14 protein-coding genes and 1 tRNA gene are annotated in these 14288 nt (G+C 64.4%); 12 read left to right on the top strand and 3 right to left on the bottom strand.

The features are described from left to right. Positions 1-40 precede the first annotated feature (40 nt). From ACMUJL_RS05090 to ACMUJL_RS05035, 12 genes are all read left to right on the top strand, one after another. A complete protein-coding gene (locus ACMUJL_RS05090; RefSeq protein WP_375569994.1) occupies positions 41-1198 on the top strand; it encodes a pyridoxal-phosphate-dependent aminotransferase family protein in 1158 nt (385 codons plus the stop codon). A 63-nt stretch (positions 1199-1261) separates the two neighbouring features. Next, positions 1262-2242 carry a TRAP transporter substrate-binding protein gene (locus tag ACMUJL_RS05085; RefSeq protein ID WP_068290875.1) on the top strand — a complete coding sequence of 327 codons (981 nt, stop codon included), beginning with the start codon at positions 1262-1264 and terminating at the stop codon, positions 2240-2242. 118 nt (positions 2243-2360) lie between these two features. Further along, complete coding sequence (locus ACMUJL_RS05080) at positions 2361-2927, top strand: TRAP transporter small permease (RefSeq protein ID WP_068290799.1); 567 nt, start codon at positions 2361-2363, stop codon at positions 2925-2927. Then, positions 2927-4207, top strand: a complete 1281-nt coding sequence (locus ACMUJL_RS05075; RefSeq protein ID WP_068290797.1) for a TRAP transporter large permease — start codon at positions 2927-2929, stop codon at positions 4205-4207. The genes ACMUJL_RS05080 and ACMUJL_RS05075 overlap by 1 nt, the downstream gene beginning before the upstream one ends. Further along, positions 4204-4989 carry an enoyl-CoA hydratase/isomerase family protein gene (locus ACMUJL_RS05070; protein ID WP_375569997.1) on the top strand — a complete coding sequence of 262 codons (786 nt, stop codon included), beginning with the start codon at positions 4204-4206 and terminating at the stop codon, positions 4987-4989. Before ACMUJL_RS05075 ends, ACMUJL_RS05070 begins: the two co-directional genes overlap by 4 nt. Next, a complete protein-coding gene (locus ACMUJL_RS05065) occupies positions 4986-6191 on the top strand; it encodes a CaiB/BaiF CoA transferase family protein (RefSeq protein ID WP_416914155.1) in 1206 nt (401 codons plus the stop codon). The genes ACMUJL_RS05070 and ACMUJL_RS05065 overlap by 4 nt, the downstream gene beginning before the upstream one ends. A gap of 187 nt (positions 6192-6378) precedes the next feature. After that, positions 6379-6452 (top strand) — tRNA-Gly (locus tag ACMUJL_RS05060). A gap of 299 nt (positions 6453-6751) precedes the next feature. Next, the gene (locus tag ACMUJL_RS05055) at positions 6752-7807 is read left to right on the top strand and encodes a C4-dicarboxylate TRAP transporter substrate-binding protein (RefSeq protein WP_375570001.1); all 1056 of its coding nucleotides are present in this window, start codon (positions 6752-6754) and stop codon (positions 7805-7807) included. 7 nt (positions 7808-7814) lie between these two features. Further along, complete coding sequence (locus ACMUJL_RS05050; RefSeq protein ID WP_375570003.1) at positions 7815-8345, top strand: TRAP transporter small permease subunit; 531 nt, start codon at positions 7815-7817, stop codon at positions 8343-8345. Beyond that, a complete protein-coding gene (locus ACMUJL_RS05045) occupies positions 8342-9652 on the top strand; it encodes a TRAP transporter large permease (RefSeq protein WP_375570005.1) in 1311 nt (436 codons plus the stop codon). Before ACMUJL_RS05050 ends, ACMUJL_RS05045 begins: the two co-directional genes overlap by 4 nt. Positions 9653-9678: 26 nt before the next feature. After that, entirely contained in the window at positions 9679-10455 is a 777-nt protein-coding gene (locus ACMUJL_RS05040) for a cyclase family protein (protein WP_375570007.1), read from the top strand. Between the two features lie 7 nt (positions 10456-10462). Continuing rightward, on the top strand, positions 10463-11368 hold the full coding sequence (locus ACMUJL_RS05035; RefSeq protein WP_375570009.1) for a fumarylacetoacetate hydrolase family protein: 906 nt from the start codon (positions 10463-10465) through the stop codon (positions 11366-11368). Between the two features lie 91 nt (positions 11369-11459). On the opposite strand, the gene ACMUJL_RS05030 is transcribed toward ACMUJL_RS05035, so the two are convergent. From ACMUJL_RS05030 to ACMUJL_RS05020, 3 genes are all read right to left on the bottom strand, one after another. Next, complete coding sequence (locus ACMUJL_RS05030) at positions 11460-12287, bottom strand: ABC transporter permease (protein ID WP_375570011.1); 828 nt, start codon at positions 12285-12287, stop codon at positions 11460-11462. Beyond that, positions 12280-13047 (bottom strand): ABC transporter ATP-binding protein, encoded by a 768-nt coding sequence (locus ACMUJL_RS05025; RefSeq protein WP_375570013.1) that lies wholly within the window; start codon positions 13045-13047, stop codon positions 12280-12282. The genes ACMUJL_RS05030 and ACMUJL_RS05025 overlap by 8 nt, the downstream gene beginning before the upstream one ends. Before the next feature lie 62 nt (positions 13048-13109). Then, on the bottom strand, positions 13110-14123 hold the full coding sequence (locus tag ACMUJL_RS05020) for an ABC transporter substrate-binding protein (protein ID WP_375570015.1): 1014 nt from the start codon (positions 14121-14123) through the stop codon (positions 13110-13112). Positions 14124-14288 lie beyond the last annotated feature (165 nt).

Genomic DNA, 14288 nt, shown 5'->3' with positions numbered 1-14288 from the left:
GCTCGCAGGGCTGGTTGTTGAAAGGTTGGGAAGAGAATTCATGAGAAAAGCCGGTCGTCACTTTTTGCAGATCCCCGGGCCGAGTGCCGTGCCCGATCGCATCCTGAGCGCCATATCGCAGCAGACCATCGATCACCGGGGGCCGGATTTCGCCAAGGTCGGCCTCAAGGCGCTGAATGGGATGAAATCGATCTTCAAGACGGATGCGCATGTGTTCATCTACCCCTCTTCAGGGACAGGCGCATGGGAGGCGGCGCTGGTCAACACTCTGTCGCCCGGCGACCGTGTGCTGATGTTCGAAACCGGCCATTTCGCGACCCTGTGGAAGAAACTTGCCGACAAGCTGGGCATCAAGGCGGAATTCATCGAAGGCGATTGGCGCGGCGGTGCCGACCCCGACCGGATCGAGGCTTGTCTGGCCGAAGACAAGGCGCATGAGATCAAGGCTGTCTGTGTCGTGCATAACGAGACATCGACTGGGTCCGTGTCGCCCATCGCAGCGGTGCGCCGGGCCATCGACAACGCCAACCATCCGGCGCTGCTGATGGTGGACACCATTTCGGGCCTGGCCTCGCTCGACTATCGCCACGACGAATGGGGTGTCGATGTCACCGTGTCAGGGTCGCAAAAGGGGCTGATGCTGCCGCCCGGCCTGTCGTTCAACGCGGTCAGCGCCAAGGCGATGGCGGCCAACAAGGCGGCGGGCTGCACGCGGTCCTACTGGGACTGGGCCGAGATGGTCGGCCCGAACGAGAAGGGGTATTTCCCCTACACGCCGGGCACCAACCTGCTTTATGGCCTGAACGAGGCCATCGACATGCTGCATGAAGAGGGGATGGACAATGTCTTTGCCCGTCACGCCCGCCACGGTGCGGCGGCCCGTGCGGCGGTGCGCGCCTGGGGGCTCGAGGTGCTGTGCGCCACGCAGGGACAGGAAAGCGGTGTTCTGACCGCCGTTATGATGCCCGAAGGCCATAGCGCCGACGCGTTCCGCGCCACGACGCTGGAACACTACGACATTTCGCTTGGTAACGGCCTGTCCAAGGTGGCCGACAAGGTGTTCCGCATCGGGCACCTGGGCGATTTCAACGACCTGATGCTGGTGGCGACATTGGCGGGTGTCGAGATGGGCCTCAAGAAGGCCGGTGTGCCCCACAAGGAGGGTGGGGTGCAGGTCGCGATGCAGATGCTCGCGTAGAAGGCCCCCTCGCTTCCGGGCGAGGGGCAAGAAAGACAAATGAAGCTCTGGGAGGAGAACAAGATGAAGACGCTCGTGAAACTGTCAGCCGCAACCGCGCTGATCGGGATGGCAACCACCGTTTCGGCGGCGGACATGACGCTGAAATTCGGCCATGTCGGCGCGCCGGGATCGCTGTTCGAGGAATCCGTGAACCACTTCGCGGAATGTGCGAACACCAGCCTCGCCGGCAAGGTCGAGGTGCAGACCTTCGGATCCTCGCAGCTGGGCAAGGACAAGGAGCTGCTGCAAAAGCTCAAGCTGGGTCAGGTCGATTTCGCGCTGCCCTCGTCGATCATGTCGTCCGTCGATGCCGTGTTCGGCATCTTCGAGATGCCCTACATCATCTCGGATCGCGACCACATGCGCCGCGTTCAGGGCGAAATGATGGATACGTTCCAGGGTGCCGCGCAGGACAACGGCTATCACATCGTGGGTCTGGCCGAGAACGGGTTCCGCAACATCACCAATAACGTGCGCCCGATCAATGTGCCTGCCGACCTGCAGGGCATCAAGCTGCGCACGCCCAACGGTGTGTGGCGTCTGAAGATGTTCCAGGAATACGGTGCGAACCCCACGCCGATGGCCTTCTCGGACGTGTTCACCGCCCTGCAGACCGGTGTGATCGACGGGCAGGAAAACCCCTATGCGCAGATCGCCTCGGCCAAGTTCCAGGAAGTGCAGAAATACCTGTCGGTGACGGAACATGTCTACACGCCGGCCTATATCCTGGCGTCGAAGAAGCATTTCGACAAGATGCCCGCCGATGTGCAGGCCGCGCTGACGGATTGCGCCAACAAGACGCAGGATTTCACCTACACCCGCGCCGCCGAGCTGGAATCCAGCCTGCTGCAGGTGATCAAGGATGCGGGCGTCGAGGTGAACCAGGCCGACAAGGCCGCATTCATCGAAGCCTCCAAGCCGATCTACAAGCAGTTCGCGGATGAGGTCGAAGGCGGTCAGGACATGATCGACCTGGTCCTCAGCCTGGGCAAATCCGGCTGACCGGTCACTGACGGGGGCGCGGCGCAAGCCCGCCCCCTTTCATCTGCATCTACACGCATGTCTGCCGGGTCCCCGGCGGCTGCTGGACGTTTGAACCCTTTCCAAAGTCAGGTCCGACATGGAGCATTCCGCCTACCCGACCCTGTCACGTCTGAACCGCGTCCTGAGTCTCATTCTCGAATGGATGACGATCGGGCTGATGGTGCTGCTGACAGTCACCGTCACGCTGGCCGTGATCGCGCGGCTGATGGGGCAAAGCTTTTCCTGGTATGACGAGGTGGCTGCGATCATGCTGGCCTGGATCACCTACTACGGATCCGCCCTGGCGGCGCTGCACCGGCGCCATATCGGTTTTGACACCGTGCTGCTGGCCATGCCGCTCCGGATGCGCGTTGCGGCCCTTGTCGCGGGCGAAGCCATCGTGCTGCTGTTTTTCCTTCTGATGGCGCGCGCCGGGCTGCAGGTGCTCGAAGTGCTGGAAGGCGATGTGCTGGTGTCCCTGACCTGGGTGCCGGTCCAGTTCACCCAGTCCGTGATCCCCATCGGCGCCGCACTGTTCATGATCTGCCAGATGCTCAGCCTGCCCGCCTACCTCAAGCTGACGGCGGCGGGCATCTCGCTGGAACATGCCGACATCGAAGAAGAAGTCGAAGCCGAACTCGAAAAGAACAAGGATCGCGTCTGATGCTGATAGCTGCCATCTTCATTGCACTGCTGTTGATGATCTGCATCAACATTCCGATTGCCGTGGCGCTGGCCATGTGCGGGGTCATCGGCCTGTTCCTGACCGAAGGGGCCGACAGCCTGGTGACCATCGCGCTGGACATGTACGACGGATCGACGAAGTTTTCGCTGATCGCGATCCCGATGTTCGTGCTGGCGGGCGCGATCATGAACGCGGGCGGGATCACCGACCGCCTGATCAACTTCGTCACCGCGATCATCGGCTTCATCCGCGGTGGTCTTGCTATGGTGAACATCGGTGTGTCGCTGTTCTTCGCGGAAATCTCGGGCTCGGCGGTGGCCGATGTGGCGGCCATGGGGTCGATCCTGATCCCGCAGATGAAAAAGCGCGGCTATAGCAAGGAATTCTCGGCCGCGGTCACGTCATCCTCGGCCTCGCTTGCGATCATCATTCCCCCGTCGATCCCGATGATCCTTTACGCGGCCTCGGCCAATACCTCCGTCGAACAGCTGTTCGTGGCCGGTGTGGTGCCGGGCCTTCTGGGCGCGGCGGGCCTGATGCTGGTCGCCTATATCTTCGCCAAGCGTTACAACTTCCCGACCGAGGCAGCGTTCAACATCCCGCGTCTCAAGGAAACCTTCATCGACGCGCTTCCCGCCTTCGTGCTGCCGATCGTCATCCTGGGCGGCATCTTCGGCGGCTACGTCACCGCAACCGAAGCAGCCGGTCTGGCCGTTCTGGCGGCCATCGTCGTGTCGGCCTGGTATCGCAACATCAACTTCGCGCATCTGCGCCGCGCGATGCTGGACGGTGGCATCCAGACCGCCGTCGTGATGCTGCTGGTGGCCGCATCGGTCCTGATGGGCGGGTTCCTGACCCGCGCGCAGATCCCGCAGCAACTGGCCGAGGGCATCCTGTCGATCACCACGCAGCAGTGGGCGATCCTGCTGATCCTCAACATCTTCTTCCTGGTCGTCGGGTTCTTCCTGCATTCGGCCGCAGCGATCATTCTTGTCATCCCGATCGTGATCCCGCTGATCACGGCGGCCGGTATCGACCCGGTGCATTTCGGCCTGGTCGTGACGCTGAACCTTGCCATTGGACAGCAGACGCCCCCCGTGGCCTCGGTGCTGATCACGGCCTGTTCGGTGGCGCGCGCCAATATCTGGGAGGTGTCCAAGGTCAACATCTGGTTCGTCGGCGTCCTGCTGGCGGTGCTGATGCTGTGCACCTACGTGCCTTCCGTCCCGATGTTCCTGGTGGAGTATTTCTACAGATGAGCAATCAGACCCCCGAACTGATCGAAGAGCTGCGCGAGGGCATCCTCTGGGTCACGTTCAACCGCCCCGAGGCGCGCAACGCCCTGACCTTCGCGATGTACGAACGGCTTGCCGCGATCTGCGCGACCATGCCGACGGATGGATCGGTGCGCGCGATGGTGATTGCGGGCGCGGGCGGCAAGGCCTTTGCCGCCGGCACCGACATGACCCAGTTCCGCGCCTTCGAGACACCGCAGGACGCGCTGGATTACGAAGGTCGGATCGATGCGGTGCTGGATGCGGTCGAACGCTGCCCGGTGCCGACGATTGCCGCCATCAATGGCGCTTGCACCGGGGGCGGCGGGTCGATTGCAGCGGCCTGCGACCTGCGGATCGCCTCGGCCAGCCTCAAGTTCGGCTTTCCCATCGCGCGCACCCTGGGCAATTGCCTGGCAGCCGGCAACCTTGCGCGGTTGAGCGAACTGATCGGCGCGGGCCGCGTGCGCGAACTGATCTTCACCGCCCGCCTGATCGGCGCCGATGAGGCGCTGGCCTGCGGGCTGGTCGGTGAAGTGCTGCCCGACGAGGCCGCGCTGATGACCCGCGCGGACGAATTGGCGACGCTGGTGGGCGCGATGGCCCCCCTGACCCTGCGCGCCACGAAAGAGGCGATGCGCCGCAACCGCACCGCCAGCAAGGTACAGGACGATGATCTGATCACCCTGTGCTACATGAGCGATGATTTCCGGATCGGGATGGAAGCCTTCCTGGGCAAGAGGAAACCGGAATGGACGGGACGATGACGACACGCACCGGCCCGCTGCAGGGCATGCGGGTGATCGAACTTGCGCATATCATGGCGGGTCCGGTCTGTGGCCTGATGCTGGCCGACATGGGCGCGGATGTGATCAAGGTCGAAAAACCAAGCGGCGATGACAGCCGCCGTTTCGTGCCGCCCGACATCAACGGCGAGGCCGCCGCCTACATGATGATGAACCGCAACAAGCGGGGCATTGCGCTGAACCTCAAGGATGCCGATGCGGTCGATGTGCTGCGCAAGCTTCTGTCCGAGGCCGATGTGGTGATCGAGAATTACCGCACCGGCACGATGGAGCGGCTGGGCCTTGGCTATGACGACCTGGTCAAGATCAACCCGCGCCTGATCTATTGCGAGATTTCGGGTTTCGGGCGCACCGGCCCCTATGCGGATCGGGGCGGCTTCGACCTGATCGCGCAGGGCATGGCCGGGCTGATGTCGATCACCGGCGAAGGGCCGGGGCGCCCGCCCGTCAAGGTCGCGGCACCGATATCCGACATCAACTCGGGCATACTGGCCGCCATGGGGATCAGCGCAGCCTATGCCAACATGCTGCGCACGGGGCAGGGGCAGAAGGTCGACACCTCGCTTTTCGAGGCGGCAATCGTGCAGACCTACTGGCAGTCGGCCATCGCCTTTGCCACAGGTGAAAAGCCCGAACCACTGGGATCGGCGCATCCGCTGAACGCGCCCTACCAAGCTTTTCAGACGCAGGATGGCTGGATCAACGTGGGCGCCGCGAACCAGAGCAACTGGTTGCGCTTCCTCGAGGTGATCGGGGCGCCCGAATTGAATGACGATCCGAAATTCGCGTCGAACGAGGCGCGCAAGCGCAACCTGCCGGAACTGGTCGAGATCCTGAACGGCTTTCTGCGCAAGGACACGTCCGAGGTCTGGCTTGCCCGCATGGAAAAGGCCAAGCTGCCCGCCGGGCCGATCAATGACATCCTGCAGATGCATGACGATCCCCAGACCCGCGCCCGCGAGATGGTTCTGACCCTTGATCACCCGCGCGCGGGCAAGGTCGACACCATCGGACATCCGGTCAAGTTCAGCCGGACCCCGGCCAGCATCACCCGCGCGGCCCCGATCCTGGGCCAGCACAGCCGCGAGATCCTACGCGAGATCGGGCTGGACGAGGCGCGGATCGCGGCGCTGATCAACGCGCAGGCCGTCATCGCGGCCTGAGCGGCGGGCGAAACCCGCCATCCGATTCGCGACCCGGCACCGATTGCGGCGCGGCGCCGGGCCGACCGGCCCGCGTTGCGCGCAGCGGTGATGGCCCTGCGCACACTGCACGGGCGAATGCGGGATCTTCCGATGCAGGTTCGGCTTGCCTCCGGTCCTTTGGCGCGCTAAGACATCGCGGCCTGATGCGGGCGTTGTGTAATGGTAAGACCTCAGCCTTCCAAGCTGATGACGCGGGTTCGATTCCCGCCGCCCGCTCCAGACCTTTTCATCAAAAGTTGCTGCACCACCCGGATGCCACCTTGGCACTTGACCTTCGCGCAGGCCGGGTTACGCTCCGTCAACCCGTGTGGTTTCGAGGTGCGTCCGAAAGGACTGCTGCCCGGACTGCGTCGGACGCTGTGGCGGAAGGAGGAGCCGCCACAGCGATTTTTCAAAGGCCTGCGCCTGCCCGGCAAGACCGGGAGGCATCTCAAGATAATGTGCAGTTGCTGCAAGGGCGGCAACTGCCATTACCGGTGCCGCTGATGTGCGGCTCTGTCTTTGGGAGGAGACCGAGAATGACATTGAAACATCTGGGGTTGGTCGCAGCCCTTGTGCTGACACCTGCCGCCACTTTCGCCGAAAGCTACAACGTGACCGTGGTCGCGGGGCACCCGCCGGTGTTTCGCTGGGTGCGGATGATCAGCGAAAGCTTCATTCCGACCGCGCAGGGCCAGCTTGAGGCGGCGGGCCACAGCATGACCTTCTCGGAACAATACGGTGGCGCATTGGCCGGCGTGGGCGAAGAGCTTGAGGCGGTCGAGGCCGGGCTGGCCGAGATGGGCACCTGCCAGGCGCTGTTCGATCCGGCCAAGCTGGCGGTGCAGAACGTCACCTATTACACGCCTTTCGTCAGTGATGATGTGCGGCTGATCGCCGATACGATCAACGACCTGCACCGCAGCCATACCGAGATGAACCTGGCCTATGCGGAAAACGGTGTCGTCTACCTGGGTGCGCCCATCGGCATTGATGACTATACGCTGATGACGAATTTTCCCGTCACATCGCTTGATGATCTGAAGGGCCGCAAGATCGCGGCGCCGGGTGCGGCGATCAACTGGCTGTCGGGGACGGGCGCGGTCGGCGTCTCGGGCAACCTGACCACCTATTACAACGAACTCAAGGCAGGCGTTTACGACGGCGTTCTGGTCTTCGCCAGCGCCGCCCTGCCGGGCAAGCTGTTCGAGGTGGCCCCCTACATCACCAAGATGGGGCTTGGCGCGCAATACGCAGGCTCCATCTGCGCCAATGCCGAATGGTTCGCAGGTCTGCCAGCCGAGGTGCAGACAGCCCTTGTCACGGCCGCGGACGCCGCGCAGGTCTGGTATCACGACGATCTCGAGGCCTTTGTTCAGGTGGCCCTGACCAAGATGGCCGAAGCGGGCGCCACCATCACCGACGCCAGCCCCGAGATGCGCATCGCCTGGGCCGAGGGCATGGACAATGCCGCGGCGAAATGGGCCGCAGAACTGGATGCGCAGGGCAAGCCTGCCAGCCTGATCCTGGGCCTCTACATGGATGCGATGCGCGCTGCAGGCGCGACGCCCCTGCGCGACTGGGACAAGGAATAGGCGCGGCATGCGCCCATTGCTTGGCCTTGCGTTGCGCCTTCTGGATGGGGTGACGCAGGCGCTGAACGTGATCGGGTCGGGGTTGATCCTGCTCTTGATGATCCTTGTGGGGGTCGATGTGGCAGGGCGCAACCTGGCGGGTGCGCCTGTGGCAGGCGTGCCCGAACTGGTCACGCTGTCCATCGTCGCGATCGTGTTCCTGCAGATCCCCCAGGCGCTTCGTGCCGGTCGCCTGACCCGGTCCGATGCGCTGCTGTCATGGCTGGAACGGCGCAGCCCCCTGACCGGGAAATGGCTCGAGACCCTCTTTGATCTGGTGTCCATGGCCGTGGTCTGGGTGATCGTCAGCACCACATGGCCGATTTTTGTCCGCGCCTGGGAACGCGGCGAATTCATCGGCGCGCTGGGCGATTTCACCGCCCCCACCTGGCCGGTGAAGCTGACCATTCTGATCGGCGGCAGCATGCTGATCCTGCAATTCGCCGCCCGCATCCTGCGGCGCTGGGCCTTGCCGCCCGAGGCGGAGGCGCAGGGATGACGCCATTCGAGATCGGCCTGATCGCGCTGGTCGCGATGTTCGTCTCGGTGCTTGCGGGGCTTTTCGTGCCCATCGCGCTGATGCTTTGTTCCTTCCTTGGGGTCTGGGCGATCAAGGGCTCGCCGCTTCTGGCGTCCAAGCTGATGGCGCTGGCGGCGAATGACGCGATCTCCAGCTATTTCTTCGGCGTGGTCCCGCTGTTCGTGCTGATGGGCTTCATCGTGGCCGAGGCGGGATTGGGGCGTGACGCCTTCGACGTGGCCAATGCCATGTTCCGCCGCCTGAAGGGCGGGCTGGGCGTGGGCACGGTCGGGGCGAATGCGATCTTTGCCGCGATCACCGGCATTTCCATTGCCTCGGCGGCGGTCTTCACCAAGATCGCCGTACCGCAGATGATCCGCCACGGATATGCTCCGCGCTTTGCGGTGGGGGTGGTCGCAGGCTCCAGCGTGCTGGGCATGATGATCCCGCCCTCGCTGCTGCTGATCCTCTACGGCATCCTGACGGAACAAAGCATCGGGGACCTGTTCATCGCAGGCATCGGGCCGGGTCTGCTGCTGGCACTGTTCTTCGCGGGGGGCATCGTGCTGATGGCGATCTTCACGCCCGGTTTCGTAGGCCGCCCCGAGGGCGCGCCCGAGGCGCTGCCGCCGCGCGTCCTGCTGGCCAAGGGATTGCCCATCGCCCTGCTGATCGCGCTGGTGCTGGGCGGCATCTACGGTGGTCTTTTCACCCCGGTCGAGGCCGGGGCCGTCGGTTCCATCGGGGCGCTGCTGATCGGGGTGGCGCTGCGCCGCCTGACGCTGGCGGGGCTGTGGCGGGTGCTGGTGGAAACGGGGCTGGTCACGGCCACCGTCTGCTTCCTGATCATCGCGGCGCAGATGTATTCGCGGATGCTGGCCCTGTCGGGTGTGCCGGCGGGGCTGGGGGCATGGGCGGCGGGGGCTGATCTGGGCTTCTGGGGGCTGACGATCCTTTATGCGCTGATCGTGATCGCGCTGGGCATGATCCTCGACAGCTCCTCGATCATGCTGATCCTTGTGCCGCTGATGCTGCCGGTGGTGGTGCCGATGGGCGTCGATCTGGTCTGGTTCGGCATCGTCACCGTGCTGGCCGTCGAGATCGGGCTGCTGACGCCTCCCTTCGGCATATCCGTCTATGTGATCAAGGCCACGCTGGATGATCCCGCGATCACGCTGGCCGACATCTTCAAGGGGGCTGCCCCCTTCGCGCTGATCATGCTGGCGGTGCTGGCGCTGGTCATTGTCTTTCCCGTCATCGCCATCGGTCTTGTGCCGGGGCGCTGAAACAGCAAGCCACAGGAGGGTGCATCATGACACGCAGGTTCGTCGATATCTCCATCCCGCTCGAGGCGGGGGTCGCCAGCGATCCGCCGATCATGTTGCCGCAGATCGACTATCTGGATCACAAGATGACTGCGGGGCAGATCGCGGGCTTCTTTCCGGGCCTGACGGTCGATGACCTGCCCGGCGGCGATGGCTGGGCCGTCGAGATGCTGCGTATCAGCAGCCACAACGGCACCCATCTGGATGCACCATATCATCACCATTCGACGATGGACGGCGGCAAGCGCGCGATCACCATCGACGAGGTGCCGCTGGACTGGTGCATGAACCCCGGCGTCAAGCTGGATTTCCGGCATCTGCCCGACGGCCATCTGGTCAGCGCCGCCGAGGTCGAGGCGGAACTGGCCCGCATCGGGCATGAGTTGCAACCGCTGGACATTGTCGTGGTCAACACCGCAGCCGGGGCGAAATACGGCCAGCCCGATTATGTCGACAGCGGTTGCGGCATGGGGCGCGAGGCGACGATGTATCTGCTGAAACGTGGCGTGCGGGTGACGGGCACCGATGCCTGGTCCTGGGATGCGCCCTTTTCGCATACGGCCCGGAAATGGGCCGAAACCCACGATCCTTCCATCATCTGGGAGGGGCACCGCGCCTCGATCGACATCGGCTATTGCCACATGGAAAAGCTCAGCAACCTGGAAAGCCTGCCCGCGACGGGGTTCACCATCAGCTGCTTTCCGGTGAAACTGAAGGGCGGATCGGCGGGCTTTACCCGCGCCGTCGCGATATTCGAGGAGTAGGGGCGCCATGAAACTGGGAACTATCTTTCACGCCGATGTGGAAAAACCCGTGGCCGTCATCGACGCGGACCGCCTGCTGGATCTGCGCGCCGCGGGGCTGATGCTGCGCGACATGGTCGAACTGGTCGAAGCCGGGGACGATGGGCTGGACGCCGTGCGCGCAGCCCTGGCGGACCCCGCAGGACGCGCGGTGATCGCGCTGGGCGATGCGCAGATGCGCTGCCCGATCCGGCCCGTGCAATACCGCGACTGTCTGGTCTTCGAGGAACATCTGGTCAATTCCTTCGCCCAGGCAGAAAAGATGACGGGCCGCGCCTTTGCCATCCCGCCGGTCTGGTATGACCAGCCGATCTATTACAAGGGCAACCGGATGTCCTTTATCGGCGCGGATCAGGATGTGATCTGGCCATCCTACGCCGAACATCTGGATGTCGAACTGGAAATGGCCATCGTCATCGGCAAGGGCGGCAAGGACATCGCCGCCGCCGATGCGCCGGGTCACATCTGGGGCTACACGATCCTCAACGACGTCAGCGCCCGCGATGCCCAGATGCGCGAGATGCCGGGGCAGCTTGGCCCCGCCAAGGGCAAGGATTTCGATACCGGCAACATCCTCGGCCCCTGGATCGTGACGGCGGACGAGATCGCCCATCCCGCGGCACTGGACATGGAACTGCGGGTGAACGGCGACCGCTGGGGCGGGGGCAATTCGCGCGCCATGCATCACGGCTTTGCGCGGATCATCGAACACATATCGGCCTCTGAAACGCTTTATCCCGGCGAGGTCATCGGGTCGGGCACCGTCGGCACCGGCTGCGGTCTGGAAACGGGCCGGCGTCTTTCCCCCGGCGATGTGTTCGAACTTGAGATCGAGGGGATCGGCGTCCTGCGCAACCGGATCGTCCGCCCCTGAGGCGCGGGCGCGACCGGGTATTTGGGGAACGATGAAAGGGCGCGCCCGTCCTTCATCGTTCTGCGAATACTGACCTTGAGGGTGATGGCCGTCAGACGCGCCAGCTTAGCAGGCGCCGCTCCGCCCAGCCGATGGCGGCCGAGGTCAGTACCCCCAGCGCCGACAGGATCACCACGCCCGCGAACAGCCGCTCAAGGTCATAAAGCGATCCGGCCTCAAGGATATAGGCCCCGATGCCGTAGCGCGCGCCAAGCATCTCGGCGGCGACCAGCAGGATGATCCCGATCGACAGGCTGATCCTGAGGCCCGACAGGATGCCGGGCAGCGCCCCCGGCAACACGATCTTGCGCACGATGGACCACCAGCCCAGGCCGAAGCTTTGCCCCATGCGGATCAGGGTGCGGTCCACGTTGTCGACCGCGCCATAGGTCGACACCACCGTGGGCGTGAAGGTGCCAAAGGCGATGAGGGCATATTTCGACCCCTCGTCGATGCCGAACCAGATCACGAACAGCGGCAGCAGCGCGATCTTGGGGATCGGAAAGATCGCCGCCACCAGCGGCACAAGCCCCGCCCGCGCAATGCTGAAAAGGCCGATCATCACGCCGACCGCGATGCCCGCACTGACGCCAAGCGCAGATCCCACCGCCAGGCGCGACAGCGACGGCAGCAGATGCTCCCACAACAGCCCCGAAACCCAAAGGTCGCGGAACGTCCCCAGCACGTCCGAGGGGCGCGGCAGCGTCAGGTTCGAGATGACCCCCGTCCGCGTGCCCCATTCGATCAGCGCGATCAGCACCACGATCACCACGGCGCCCAGGTAGCGGACGCGCACCGGCTTGAAGCCGCCGCCCCGGAACGGAACGGGGCGCGATCCGTCGGATGAAGGCGACCGGCTTGCCATCGGCATGTCAGACATCGCTCAACTCCTTGTCGGCGGCCTCGGCCTCGTCGCGCATCAATTGCCAGAGCCGCGCCTGATGCGCCTCGAGCGCGGGATCGCCCGCGCGACGATCGGCCAGCGGCGTGTCGATGCTGACCACCTCGCGGATGCGGCCGGGGCGGCGCGACAGCACCACGATCCGGTGGCCCAGGCGCACGGCTTCGGCCAGGTTGTGCGTGACATAGACGGCGGTGAAGGGGGCACGGGTCCAGAGCGCGATCAGGTCGCCCATCAGCAATTCGCGCGTCTGCGCATCCAGCGCCGACAAAGGCTCATCCATCAGCATCACCGCAGGGTTCACGGCCAGCGCGCGCGCGATCGCCACGCGCTGCTTCATCCCGCCCGACAGTTGCTTGGGCAGGGCATCGCGAAAATCCGACAGCTTGGTGCGCGCCAGCACATCGGCCACGATCCGGTCGCGCCTGTCGCGGGGCAGGGCATGATCCTCGAGAACCAGTTCGACGTTGCCCGCCACTGTCCGCCATGGCAGCAGCGCGAAATCCTGGAAGACGAAGGTCAGCGGGTTCAGGCATCCGTCGGGTGCGTCGCCCTGTTGCAGCACCGCGCCTGCGTCGGGGCGTTCCAGCCCGCCGATCATCCGCAAAAGCGTGGACTTGCCGCAGCCTGACGGCCCGACGATACAGACGATCCGGCCCTGCGGGATCGTCAGGCTGATGTCGGACAGGACCTCGACCGCGCCGTAGCGGTGCGAGATGCGGTCAAGGTAAAGATCCATCGTTGCTGTTCCCGAGGGGCGGCGCGGGTCACGCGCCGCCCGGTTGTCATGCGCCCCTTGGCTTACATCGTCTGCACGTAGGACGGATCGACCAGCACATCCATCGTGATGCTGTCCTTGACCAGGCCTTCGGCGATGAACCAGTCCAGCTGATCCTTGACCGAGGTCGTGTTCAGCGCGGAATCGGCATTCAGACGCATCGCGCCGTTGATGATCGACCCGCGTGCCGCCTCATAGGGTTTGTCGGCGTTGACGTATTTGTGGATCAGCTTGACCATCTCCTCCATCTCGGGCTCGGATGTGGTCTTGTCGACCAGTGCCGCGTTGAAATCGGCCGCCCCTTTCGACAGGGCGCGCAGCACGGCTTCGGTCTTGGCGCGTTCGGCGCTGGCGTTGGTCTGCGAGGTGAAGATGGTCGTGACCTGGTAGTCGGGCAGGTAATCGGCCACATCGCCGATGATGTGCACCTCGGGTCCGGCGGCCAGCGGTTTGGCGATATGCGGCACGATGGTCCAGGCGTCGATCTGCCCGGTCTTCAGCGCACCGATCACCGCGCCCACCTTCTGCAGGGGCACGAATTCCACCTCGACGCCTTCGGCGGCGGCGATCTTGGAGCCCATGTAGTGGAAGGACGATCCCGCCTGCGTCACGCCGAATTTCTTGCCACCCAGCATCGCGGGGCTGGTCAGACCCGCCTGGTAAGCCGCGTCCGAGACAAGGATCTTCTGGCCGTCGATGCCCTTTTCCTCGGACAGCGAGCCGCCGATCACCTTGACCGCGCCCTTTTCCGCCAGCGAGATCAACCCGCCCGAGATTGCCGTGACGGCATAGTCCGCATCGCCCGAGGCGATGGCCACCGCCATCGGCTGTGCGGCCTGGAAGAACTTGAACTCGACGTCAAAGCCCTCGGCGGCGAAATAGCCGCGCTCATAGGCGACGAAGCTGGCGGCATGGCTGGTGAAGTTCAGCGCGCCGATGTTGAGTTTGGTATTGGCCAGGGCCGGACGGCCCAGCATCGGCAGGGCGGCTGCCCCACCCAGAAGGCCCATGGCCCCGCGGCGTGTCAAAGTGGTCATCGGGTCTCCTCCCCACATGATTGTCCTGCGGCGGGTGCGGCTTGACAAAGTGCCGTCGCTTGACCCCGCCGGGGCGTCCATAGTGCGGGATCGCCCCCGGAAATCAACCCGCTAAAGTCGCAGGGTCGCGGACAAATGACCCGCGACAGGACTGCCGCTTGCCCC

The sequence above is a fragment of the Seohaeicola sp. genome (assembly GCF_048006315.1).
Taxonomy (GTDB): domain Bacteria; phylum Pseudomonadota; class Alphaproteobacteria; order Rhodobacterales; family Rhodobacteraceae; genus Seohaeicola.
Note: the sequence above shows the minus strand (reverse complement) of the source record. Positions and strands in the feature narration are given on the sequence as shown.